Here is a 10,737-nt window from a genome sequence, read left to right as displayed (position 1 = left end):
TTCCTTCATGTTGCCCAATCCATACCTGCGCAAAGTCCTCACAGCCTTGTTCATTTCGTTTGGACAAGCGGTTTAAAAATACAATCTCCATGATTCTTCCTCCCTCATATGGTTGAAATACTGACCCGCACAATACAAAAACGCAAAAAAAAGCACCTATCTCGCTTATTCGCAAGAAAGGTGCTTCCCTTTTTGATCCGTACTATGCTGTTGTTTATATGATAACCAGACCTTGGAGAAGCGTCAACCACAAATTCTAAGAATTGAGCTTTTCCTTTGCCAAAGCCAAAGCACCGCACAATCCAGCATTGTCACCCAATCCCGGAGATACGATATATTGTTCAATTTCTGTAGTCAGACTCGAATGCTGTACGTATCCGTTCAAGAGTTTTTGAAGCTTGGTACGAATGAGTGGGAACAATTGATCCTGCTTCATGACTCCACCGCCCATAATGATTTTTTGCGGTGACAGGATTAATACATAGCTCATTAAAGCTTGTGCCAGATAATGTGCCTCCATTTCCCAGGCTGGGTGATCAACAGAAAGCTCGTGTCCTTTTACCTTCCATCTTTTTTCGAGTGACGGACCCGCTGCCAGTCCTTCCAGGCAATCTCCATGATATGGACATGTGCCTTCATAGTGATCTTCTGGATGACGACGTACCAGAATATGCCCCATTTCCGGGTGGGATAATCCATGGACCAGCTTTCCGCCAACCAAAGCACCCGCTCCGATGCCTGTACCTATTGTAATATACAGACAGTTTTCCAATCCTTTAGCCGCACCCCAAATGGACTCACCCAGCGCTGCTCCATTCACATCTGTGTCAAACCCCATAGGTACATCGAAATGCTCCTTCAGTTTGCCAATCAGATTGTAATTTCCCCAATGCGGCTTTGGCGTTGTTGTAATATAACCGTATGTATCACTGCCTTCGATAGGATCAATCGGTCCGAATGAGCCTACGCCCAGCGCTTCAATCCCCTTGCCTTCAAAAAATGCAATGACATTCTCCATAGTTTCTGCTGGAGTCGTTGTTGGAAAGCTAGCTCTTTCCAGTACTTCCCCTCGTTCATTTCCAATTCCACATACAAATTTGGTACCGCCTGCCTCAATTGCTCCCAATACTGTCATAGCTGCTGTAATCCCCTCTCCATGATCTCTATTAACTATATTCACCTGAAACGAGCCTAAGGTCAATCCCCTTATTACAATTGTATAAAATCCTTCACATGGCTATATATCCTCGCTGGCATAATTGTATACAAATAAGGATACTAGCGCACCGAGCGCCAGTATCCCTATAAAACTTAGTCCACCTGAAATGTACATCTCAAGCTTAACAGTCTCATTATGATCCGGTTGCGACACCCATCAACGCGCATAAGCTTTTCATTTCAAGCTGCTCAAATTTATCGACAATTTGCACGTGATCCAGCGTCAGCAGGCAGCTGTCTAGAGCACACGCAACAGGCACATCACAGTGAATTTTAGCAAGCTTGCGTGAAAGATGCAGCATATCCAAATCACTCTCGATCTTTTTACGGACCGATGGTGTCAATTGATCCAGATTTTCCAGAATGCCTTCAATGGAGTCGTATTCCTGCACCAGCTTGAGAGCCGTCTTTTCACCGATTCCCCGTACTCCCGGGTAATTGTCACTTGCATCCCCCATCAAACCTTTGAGGTCAACTACTTGTCGCGGCTTAAGCCCTTTCTCAGACAGTAGCATCTCCGGGGTATATACCATATAATTGCCATGTCCTTTTTTCATAATAATAACCCGTGTCCGCTCATCCACCAATTGAAGTAAATCATGGTCTCCCGAGAGAATCATGACATCCATGTCCTCATTTTGTGAATAATGGCGTGCGAGCGTACCGATACAATCATCCGCTTCAAAGCCTTCTGCCCCAATATTGGGAATGCCGAGGCTGTCCGTCACTTCACGGATCAAAGTAAATTGAGGAATCAAATCGTCTGGCGCGTCGGCTCGGTTTCCTTTATACGCAGCAAAATGTTCCCCACGGAATGTTGTTCCGCCCATGTCCCAGCAGCAAATAACATGAGTAGGGTTAAAGGTTTGAACTGCATCCCAAAAATATCGAATAAAACCATATATAGCATTCGTGGGTACTCCAGCTTTTGTACGACGGATATAACCGTTTGCGGCGGTTGCATAATAAGCACGAAAAAGCAGAGCCATGCCGTCAACCAGCATTACGGATTGTTCATTGCGTTGTGTCACAGATTGTATTGCTCCCATTCATCATAATATTTAACCCCCACAGTATAACATATTGTGAGGGTTAATTGGGCTCTACTGAGCTCCCCATGTTCCCTCAAATGTTTCCTCTTTGAACCCTACCGTTGCTTTACTTCCGTCGGTTACAATTGGGCGTTTGATCAATCTTCCATTTGAGGATAAAAGCGAAATTTGCTCTTCACGGCTCATGTTTCCAAGCTTATCTTTCAGCTGTAACTCTTTGTATACTTCACCGCTTGTGTTGAAAAACTTTTTCAGCTCCAGACCGCTTTTATTAATCAAGTCTTCCAGTTCCTCCGGGCCAGGCGGTTGTTCGAAAATAGGAATCAGTTCCGTCTCATGCCCCTTGTTGTGCAGCCATTTCACTGCATTACGACAGGTGCTGCATTTAGAATATTGATATACTTTCAGTTGGCTCATCGCTAGATTAACCTCCATTTGGTTTCAATCTCTTATTGAATATTTTATTCCGGATGATATTGAGCTCTTAACAGCTCTTGCAGTGCAATCATATCATCCGGCAAAGGAGCGTAAAATGTCATCCGCTCCCCAGACACAGGATGTACCAAAGACAATTCTGAAGCATGCAGGGCTTGTCGAGGCATTCGAGCATCAAGCTGATCATATTGCTCACGCTGCGCTTCGTTATCGGGTGTAATCCGGTACATTTTATCTCCGATCAGCGGGCACCCGATATATGTCATGTGCACCCGAATTTGGTGTGTACGTCCGGATTCCAATTTTAGACCGATGCGGCTTCCTATGTTCCACACTTCCTCCAGCTTGTATAGCGTAAGTGCAGGATAACCATCTGGAGTCACCATACGCAAATGTGGATTATCCGGGTTGCGATCAATCGGTCCGTCCACCCTGCCTTCCTGCTGCTCAGGACACCCATGCACAAGAGCTGTATAGCGCTTGTCCACCGTTCCCGCAATCATCTGCTCGGAAATATGCTGGTGAACATACGGATTTTTAGCTACAACCAGTACACCCGTCGTCTCCTGATCAAGACGATGAACAGGACGAAACCGATACAGTTCTCCCTTGGTCTGCCAATAATGCACGACCCCGTTAGCCAGCGTCCCTGTGTAATGACCGTGAGTTGGATGGACAATCATGCCCGCCGCCTTGTTCACCACTAACAGATGTTCATCCTCAAACAAAATCTCAAAAGGGATGGGTTCGGGTAAAATATCATCAGAACGCTCGCGCTCCATACGAATCTCTACTCGATCCCCAGACTTCACCTTTTCGCTGATATACACACGTTTCCCGTTCAGCATGATCCCCTGTTCGGTCAGCTTGAGTTTGGACATTAGCTTGCGAGAGATATTCATACGCTTTTGTAGAATGGTCTTCAATAGCATGCCCTCCTCCTCAGGAGGGATCGTATATACGATAGGTTCATAATACAAGCTCATCACAAATTCCCGATTGCCTCCTTATTTGCGGAACACTTTTTTGCTGCGCACATATTCGACATCGGGCACACCCTGGCGTACATTCGCCGTGCGGGCTACCACAAAGAAATAATCGGACAGGCGGTTCAAATACCGACGTACCGCAGGGTTGATATCTGTGTGCTTACCTAGTGTAACTGCACGGCGTTCCGCGCGTCGGCAAACCGTACGGCAAACATGTAATGTCGAAGATAAGGTGCTGCCTCCCGGAATAATAAACCGCTCTACTTTGGGATTTTCCTCCTGGCATGCATCAATCCAGCCTTCCAGCCGCTCTGCCAGCTCGTCTTTGACCTTGTATTTGCTTTCATTGATTTTTACAAACGCTAAATCCGAACCACAGTCAAACAGCTCCTGCTGTATTTCTTCCAATTGAGTCCGAATATCCGCAAACTTCTCCCCTTCGGCAAAGCTGATTGCTTGTCCTACAAAGCTGTTCAGCTCGTCAATGGTACCGTATGCTTCCACACGGTCGTCATCTTTGGACACTCGGCCGCCGATCACAGAGGTTTGTCCTTCATCACCTGTCTTGGTATAAATACCCATATCATTCTATCCCCTTTATCATTCCGTGAGTGCTTTCAGCACTTTGATGGCTTCTTCTTTATTACTTGTGCGTGGCGGTATGGTAGCAAATAATGTGTTTGAGTTATATTTTAGGTCCTTAAACATCTTCATCTGCTCCACCGGAATTCCGTACAAATGAGTTTCTTTGATTACATCCGTTCCTTCTTCACCTTGCTCTTTTTTCTTAAATACGCCGCCCTCGAATACACCCCGGGTATACGTCTTTTTGTCAAAGGCATCATCTAACGGTAGATTCGAGCCATTCTGTCCATATAGCTTCATATCCTCTTCTGGCAAGAGAAACAAATCATGCTCTCCGGCCGCATATTCTACGACCAGCTTCTGCTGATTATACAGTGGGCTGACTGATATCTCGATCGTCGGAGCCTGTTCGCCCAGCTTATCCTTAAGCTTTTGTGCCAGCTCGTCACGAATACCTGAAGCATCCCCTTTATCCATAATAAATATGGAAAAGCTGTCTTTATCCCGTCCCCCACATCCAGCCAGTAGTACGAGTGCCATTATTCCGAAGATCCATGGCGATAGCCTTTTTAGCGCTGCTCTCATATGTACGCCCCCTCTTCCATGCCACTAATATATCATAAGTTGTGAATGCAAAAAAAGAAGGCCCTGCGGCCTTCTTCGTAGCTACGGTGACTCCACACAGTTACACCCTGCATTCCGTACCATACAGCTTCATATATTCATTGATTTTCAAATCAAGCTTGCAGCTAATTTCGATAACAAGATCAGAGGTGAAGGACTGCTCTTCCTGAAACGTCCGCATCATCTCATTGCGCAGGAACAAAATTTCATCTTCCAGGGAAATGTCGTATCCTATTGAACTCGGCGACTTATATCCAACATATGACATGAGCACTCCTCCTGTAGTTGAAAAATTGAACTTCCTGCTTCCGATTTCAAATTATAGCATAGAAATTTAGAAATAAAAGACTATTTTCTATGAATTACCCATAAAAAAATAAATTTAACCTTCTTTTTTTACTTTTTCTACAAATTGACCAATACGATCCAATGCTTCTGTTAACTGGGTGACAGAAGTCGCGTATGAGCAACGAAGATACCCTTCGCCTCCCAAACCAAACACATTGCCTGGTACAGCCGCAACTTTGGCCTCTGTCAATAGGCGCTGTGCAAATTCATCTGAGCTAAGTCCTGTGCTTTGAATACTAGGGAAAACGTAAAAAGCTCCTCTTGGCTCATGGCATTCCAGGCCGATCTCTCTGAATCCTTCAACCATCAGGCGGCGACGCTGATTATAGGCTTCAACCATACGGTCTTTCTCACCCATACCATTTCGCAAGCCTTCCAGTGCTGCAACTTGTCCCATCGAAGGCGCACACATGACAGTGTACTGATGGATTTTGAGCATAGCAGCAATCAAATCAGGATGCCCACATGTATAGCCAATACGCCAGCCGGTCATAGCGAAGGCTTTGGAAAAACCACTGACGAGAATCGTACGATCCATCATCCCTGGTACCGAAGCAAAGCTGACATGCTTATCGCCATAGTTCAATTCAGCATAGATTTCATCAGAGATGACGATCAAATCATGCTTTTCCACGATTTCCGCAATCGGAAGCCAGTCTTCATAAGTCATCGTAGCCCCGGTCGGGTTGCTCGGATAGCATAAAATCAGCACCTTGGATTTAGGGGTAATTTTTGCCTCCAGCGCCTCTGCCGTCAGCTTAAATTCATCCTTGGCAAACGTTTCAATGCCAACCGGAATCCCGCCTCCAATCGAAGTGATTGGCGAATAGGAAATGTAGCACGGCTCAGGCACGAGAATTTCATCCCCAGGCACAATTAGCGCACGCAACGCAAGATCAATCGCCTCGCTACCCCCAACGGTCACGATAATCTCATTTTTAGGATCATAACGGACGTCAAATTGCTCATTCAGATAATCACTAATCGCTTCACGCAGTTCCGGCGTTCCGGCATTAGACGTATAGCTAGTAAAGCCCCGCTCCAATGAATAGACACAGGCTTCCCGCATATGCCAAGGGGTTGTAAAATCCGGTTCGCCTACCCCAAGAGTAATAATATCCTTGTTGCCACCCACCAGGTCAAAAAACTTACGGATACCCGATGATGGGATCTCGCGTACTAATGGGGATAAATAAGAACTCATGGCTTTGTTGTTGTCGGTAAATGCTTCTGTTTTGAGATTCATCATGATCTTCCTTTACGGCGAAATCATCAGACGATTATCTTCCTGATGGTCCTCAAAGATAATTCCGTCCTGCTTGTATTTTTTAAGCGTAAAATTAGTCTTGGTAGACAAAACCGAGTCGATAGGCGATAGCTTCTCCGACACAAAATTAGCGACCTCACGGAGATTGCGACCTTCCACCTCTACCAGCAAATCATAGGCGCCGGACATGAGATAAACCGATTTAACTTGCGGATACAAATAAATCCGTTCCGCAATTCCTTCAAATCCTCTTCCACGCTCAGGTGTAATCTGCACTTCAATCAAAGCCGTAACTTTTTCGTCGTCGACTTTGTCCCAATTGACTACAGCGGCGTATTTGACGATTACGTGTTGGTCTTCTAGCTCTTTAATCGAGGTACGTACATCCTGCTCGTCTACCCCCAGCATAGTAGCCAACAAAGTTGGTGTTCTTCTTGCATCTTCTTTTAACAATTCCAGCACTTTTAATTTCAATTCATTCAGCTCTGTCATTCTACATAAGGCCTCCATCGAAAGAGATTACTATACATCATACAATACGCACTTTAAACCTGCAAAGAAAAACCGCCCGCCCCGGTAAACCCGGCAAGACGGACGGCTGTTATGGGAAATTGCTTCAAAAACAGAAAATCCCGTTTACATATAATAAGGGTTGCTTTGGTGAGCAGACTGGCCCTGCTGATGCATAGGTTGACCATATACTCCCGAGGATGACGACTTCTGCTGAATGAACTGTTGGCATTCCTGTTGAGTCTTGCGAGCTTCTTGAATCTGTTTGTCCAAATCGATACGCAGTGCTTTTGACGAAGTGGAGTACATATTGTTTTGACTCATTAGACGATACAAATCCCCTTGCATACGCAAGGTATCATTCGTAAGGTCGGTGAACATCTGACGCACAGACGGACAATTGGATTCTGTCGTCGCTGTTGTGTACTCGCGCACTGTACGCTTCATATCGGCAAGAATGCTATAGAGCAAATCTTCTTCAGGCATAAATGACATATTGTTTTGTGAATACATCTGGTTAAACCTCCTTTAGTAGTAATTACTGCTGCGGTTGCATTGGAGCAAGCTGCTGATGCTGTTGAAGAGCATTGGAAAGCACATTCAAGTGGTGCTCATGAGTTCTTGCCAGTTGCAAGCATGCCTGTTGAATGGCTGGTTGGTGAATAGATGCCGCTGTCGCCGCACATTGTTTGAGCAGTAGTTCTTCATTGGATATGGAGTCTACGATGTACTCCAGCTCTTTGCCTGTCAGGGGTTGCATGTTCGTAGATTGCATAATCTCCGTGCCTCCTTAAATGTTTTGTTGCACGCTGGTTATCTTGTCCGTTTGGCGAAATACTATGTACACAAATGAAATACTACATATTGCCTATGAGGAGTGCTATTTATATGGAATTGATAAGCGGGAATACGTTTTGGCCGACTACTTTGGAGCAAATGCTGGATTTTCCTCCTTTAGCAGAGGATATAAATTGTGATGTTCTGATCATCGGAGGCGGGATGGGCGGATCCCTCTGCTCCCGGCTATTGGGAGAACGACAGATCAACACTGTACTTATTGACAAGCGAAGGCTGGCACATGGAAGCTCTTCAGCCAATACTGGATTGCTGCAGTATAGCAATGACAAGACTTTAACCTCTTTTATTAACACGTTTGGCGAGACCAACGGCGTACTGTTTTATCGTATGTGCAAGGATGCGCTGGATCAGCTAGATCAACTGGCTGCCACACTGGATAGGGACCCTGCCTTTATTCGCCGCAGCAGCCTGTACTACGCAAGTACAAAAGAGGATGTACAGGTGCTCCAGGAAGAATACAGACAGCTAACCCGTTTTGGATTTCCAGTGGAATACTGGGATGAACATCAGGTTGCTGCCCGATTTCCTTTTCGAAAACCGGCAGCCTTATATACGCACGAAGATGCCGAGGTTAATCCGTTTTTATTTGCCCAGGGACTGCTGCAATCTGCCAGCCGTCTCGGTGTTCGCTTATATGAGCACACAGAAGCTAAGCATTTTGAATTCAACGATAAGGAGGTCGTTTGTCATGCCAACGGCCGGATGATCCGTGCAAAAAAAGTTATTTTTGCTACAGGTTATGAAACACAAGAGATTAAAACAGATCGCGGAGCCGTGCTAGAAAGCTCTTATGCTATCGCCACCAATCCCATCGGAGATGCTCCCTTATGGCATGAGCAGTGTCTGATCTGGGAAACTGCTCGTCCTTATCTGTATATGCGCTCAACACCGGAAGGACGTATCATTATTGGTGGTTTGGATGAGCCCGTACTGGATGCCAAGCAGCGTGAAATCAGGTTGTTGCACCAACAGCACAAGCTGCTCCAAGCACTACAGGAGCATTTTCCCGGTGTCCCGTTTCAAATCGATTATGCTTGGGCGGCTATATTCGGCACCTCCCACGATGGCTTGCCTTATATTGGTCCACATCCACGTTTTCCAAACTGCTACTTTATGGAGGGTTACGGGGGGAATGGGACGGTTACGAGTATGGTGGCCGCACAGCTTTTGGCTGATGAGCTGACGGGCACACACCGACCTGAAATGGAGCTGTTTTCTCTGACCCGTCCCACCAAACCCTCGCCCGAGACAACAGAACCGATGATTTAAATGAGATACAAAAAGAACCTCCTTTTCCTTATCAACGGATTTGGAGGTTCTTTGGTATTGAATTTATAATTATTCGGTTTGCTTGTGCCAGCGTCGTGCGTGAGAATGAGCCTTGCTTTGCTTCGTTTTTTGTTCCATCTTCAGCACACTTCGCATGAAGATCCACCCAATCACTGGCATCAATGCAAGTCCAATCAACAACCAGATCATCGCCGTTGGAGCCTTGCTGATGCTTAGGACACCCAAGAAAATCAGTGTTCCCGTCAACCGGCCTATCATTAAGCATAGTTCGCGCAGCACTACCAGTTCCACTCTCTGATTAGCGTCTCCTTCACTCGTTCCCATCAGATCAAAGCTCGCAGAAATCATAGGAATTAAATACAAAGGCATGAATAAAGCCGTGCCAATCCCCATAATCAGCAGTGTGCTATACTCCATACGCCACAATAACGGTAAAAGCGCGATCACTAACAGCACAGCCCCCAACAGCATACCAGCCGAGCGATAGTGTGGCTTCAGCCATTTTCCGACAGCCCAAAAGCTAAAAAATGAAACCCCTGATGTAATAAGTGAAAACTGTGCTAGCTTCCATTCCTGTTGAGTAACTACATACACGAGCAGCGTTATCAGGAAAGCAAATACCCCTTCACGGATGCCCTGTGTAACAAGCGATAACGACAACGGACGCCACATACTCCCCTTTTGTGACAATCGCTGCTTAGGTTCCTTCCAATTGTACTTTCCTGTCGGTTTACGCTTGCGGAGAAAGAAGCTCAGCACCACCCCTACGACATAAAAGGCCAAGGAAATACTGAATATCACGCGATACCCCGCATCATCCTCCATGCGCGCAATAATCCAACCAGAGAGCCACGGGCCCACTATTCCGGAAAACGAGCCCAGCAGACCCACCCATCCGTTAAAATGATCACGACTTGCCTGATCCGTGACTTCAAAAAAAATGACATTAAACGCCAGCCAAAACAAACCTAATGCTGCACCCAATAACATTCCGAGCGGCCATATGTAGTTTACAGCCTGAGGTCCCGTATACAACACGATTAGATAGAATAGGCCAGACAATGCGGTTCCCACGCGCAGGGCATTCATTTTGTTATGTTCCTTGACCCACTTTCCAGCCACCCAGACCATAATTCCCAGCGCGATTTGTTGGCTGACATTAAACCATCCGATCATCGCGTAATCCTGCCTGCTTTTCCATAAATACACATTAAGAAATGTACCGGACAATGCTGCTGCAAACACAAACAATCCATTCAAGCTTAGTAGCAGAATGGATTGTCCGTTCAGGTTTGATTTCAATGCAGTTCCCCCCAACGGAAAAATCACCAAATTGCTTATTACGAGCCAGCCTGTTCAAAGTTTTCTTTGATATAACATGCCCGTATTGAGCTTGGACCTATCCGGGGAATTGCTATTTAATTATTGGAAATACCACTGAGCTTCTCCAGCATCCGCAAGCGGTCATCCTCTGACAAAGTCTGCTGAACATGAAAGCAGCTAGGACACACATAAACATTCAAAACGAACGGCAAATCGAGAACAGGTTTACCGAGCACTG

13 protein-coding genes are annotated in these 10,737 nt (G+C 45.9%); 1 reads left to right on the top strand and 12 read right to left on the bottom strand.

Translation table 11 applies throughout. The features are described 5' to 3' along the window. Positions 1-256: 256 nt before the first annotated feature. The 11 genes from AC5V8P_RS18495 to AC5V8P_RS18445 form a co-directional block, all read right to left on the bottom strand. A complete protein-coding gene (locus AC5V8P_RS18495) occupies positions 257-1,135 on the bottom strand; it encodes an ROK family protein (protein ID WP_064795315.1) in 879 nt (292 codons plus the stop codon). A gap of 217 nt (positions 1,136-1,352) precedes the next feature. Then, positions 1,353-2,249 (bottom strand): 5'-3' exonuclease, encoded by an 897-nt coding sequence (locus AC5V8P_RS18490; RefSeq protein WP_081276705.1) that lies wholly within the window; start codon positions 2,247-2,249, stop codon positions 1,353-1,355. A gap of 72 nt (positions 2,250-2,321) precedes the next feature. After that, positions 2,322-2,687 (bottom strand): arsenate reductase family protein, encoded by a 366-nt coding sequence (locus AC5V8P_RS18485; RefSeq protein WP_063209920.1) that lies wholly within the window; start codon positions 2,685-2,687, stop codon positions 2,322-2,324. Positions 2,688-2,731: 44 nt separating this feature from the next. Next, on the bottom strand, positions 2,732-3,691 hold the full coding sequence (locus tag AC5V8P_RS18480; protein ID WP_064795316.1) for an RluA family pseudouridine synthase: 960 nt from the start codon (positions 3,689-3,691) through the stop codon (positions 2,732-2,734). Positions 3,692-3,712: 21 nt separating this feature from the next. After that, positions 3,713-4,276: a cob(I)yrinic acid a,c-diamide adenosyltransferase gene (locus AC5V8P_RS18475; RefSeq protein ID WP_064795317.1), complete on the bottom strand. Its 564-nt coding sequence runs from the start codon at positions 4,274-4,276 to the stop codon at positions 3,713-3,715. A gap of 18 nt (positions 4,277-4,294) precedes the next feature. Further along, the gene (locus AC5V8P_RS18470) at positions 4,295-4,864 is read right to left on the bottom strand and encodes a type 2 periplasmic-binding domain-containing protein (RefSeq protein ID WP_063209922.1); all 570 of its coding nucleotides are present in this window, start codon (positions 4,862-4,864) and stop codon (positions 4,295-4,297) included. Between the two features lie 100 nt (positions 4,865-4,964). After that, positions 4,965-5,171: an aspartyl-phosphate phosphatase Spo0E family protein gene (locus tag AC5V8P_RS18465; RefSeq protein WP_063209923.1), complete on the bottom strand. Its 207-nt coding sequence runs from the start codon at positions 5,169-5,171 to the stop codon at positions 4,965-4,967. A gap of 114 nt (positions 5,172-5,285) precedes the next feature. Continuing rightward, positions 5,286-6,497 carry an aminotransferase class I/II-fold pyridoxal phosphate-dependent enzyme gene (locus AC5V8P_RS18460; protein ID WP_064795318.1) on the bottom strand — a complete coding sequence of 404 codons (1,212 nt, stop codon included), beginning with the start codon at positions 6,495-6,497 and terminating at the stop codon, positions 5,286-5,288. A 12-nt stretch (positions 6,498-6,509) separates the two neighbouring features. Further along, complete coding sequence (locus tag AC5V8P_RS18455) at positions 6,510-7,010, bottom strand: Lrp/AsnC family transcriptional regulator (protein WP_013370105.1); 501 nt, start codon at positions 7,008-7,010, stop codon at positions 6,510-6,512. A gap of 144 nt (positions 7,011-7,154) precedes the next feature. Beyond that, a complete protein-coding gene (locus AC5V8P_RS18450) occupies positions 7,155-7,541 on the bottom strand; it encodes a spore coat protein (protein WP_063209925.1) in 387 nt (128 codons plus the stop codon). 25 nt (positions 7,542-7,566) lie between these two features. Then, positions 7,567-7,803: a hypothetical protein gene (locus AC5V8P_RS18445; RefSeq protein ID WP_063209926.1), complete on the bottom strand. Its 237-nt coding sequence runs from the start codon at positions 7,801-7,803 to the stop codon at positions 7,567-7,569. A 113-nt stretch (positions 7,804-7,916) separates the two neighbouring features. On the opposite strand from AC5V8P_RS18445, the gene AC5V8P_RS18440 reads away from it, so the two are divergent. After that, positions 7,917-9,155: an NAD(P)/FAD-dependent oxidoreductase gene (locus tag AC5V8P_RS18440; RefSeq protein WP_064795319.1), complete on the top strand. Its 1,239-nt coding sequence runs from the start codon at positions 7,917-7,919 to the stop codon at positions 9,153-9,155. Between the two features lie 69 nt (positions 9,156-9,224). On the opposite strand, the gene AC5V8P_RS18435 is transcribed toward AC5V8P_RS18440, so the two are convergent. Next, entirely contained in the window at positions 9,225-10,478 is a 1,254-nt protein-coding gene (locus tag AC5V8P_RS18435) for an MFS transporter (RefSeq protein ID WP_064795320.1), read from the bottom strand. Positions 10,479-10,737: the final 259 nt, after the last annotated feature.

Source organism: Paenibacillus sp. N119s (assembly GCF_059447605.1).
This window is presented reverse-complemented; position numbering and strand designations above follow the sequence as displayed.

What these genes read in the sequence shown, in the direction of transcription:
- AC5V8P_RS18495 (WP_064795315.1), bottom strand. Translation starts at nt 1,135, where the DNA reads ATGACAGTATTGGGAGCAATTGAGGCAGGCGGTACCAAATTTGTATGT.
- AC5V8P_RS18485 (WP_063209920.1), bottom strand. Translation starts at nt 2,687, where the DNA reads ATGAGCCAACTGAAAGTATATCAATATTCTAAATGCAGCACCTGTCGT.
- AC5V8P_RS18480 (WP_064795316.1), bottom strand. Translation starts at nt 3,691, where the DNA reads ATGAGCTTGTATTATGAACCTATCGTATATACGATCCCTCCTGAGGAG.
- AC5V8P_RS18475 (WP_064795317.1), bottom strand. Translation starts at nt 4,276, where the DNA reads ATGGGTATTTATACCAAGACAGGTGATGAAGGACAAACCTCTGTGATC.
- AC5V8P_RS18470 (WP_063209922.1), bottom strand. Translation starts at nt 4,864, where the DNA reads ATGAGAGCAGCGCTAAAAAGGCTATCGCCATGGATCTTCGGAATAATG.
- AC5V8P_RS18465 (WP_063209923.1), bottom strand. Translation starts at nt 5,171, where the DNA reads ATGTCATATGTTGGATATAAGTCGCCGAGTTCAATAGGATACGACATT.
- AC5V8P_RS18460 (WP_064795318.1), bottom strand. Translation starts at nt 6,497, where the DNA reads ATGAATCTCAAAACAGAAGCATTTACCGACAACAACAAAGCCATGAGT.
- AC5V8P_RS18455 (WP_013370105.1), bottom strand. Translation starts at nt 7,010, where the DNA reads ATGACAGAGCTGAATGAATTGAAATTAAAAGTGCTGGAATTGTTAAAA.
- AC5V8P_RS18450 (WP_063209925.1), bottom strand. Translation starts at nt 7,541, where the DNA reads ATGTATTCACAAAACAATATGTCATTTATGCCTGAAGAAGATTTGCTC.
- AC5V8P_RS18445 (WP_063209926.1), bottom strand. Translation starts at nt 7,803, where the DNA reads ATGCAATCTACGAACATGCAACCCCTGACAGGCAAAGAGCTGGAGTAC.
- AC5V8P_RS18440 (WP_064795319.1), top strand. Translation starts at nt 7,917, where the DNA reads ATGGAATTGATAAGCGGGAATACGTTTTGGCCGACTACTTTGGAGCAA.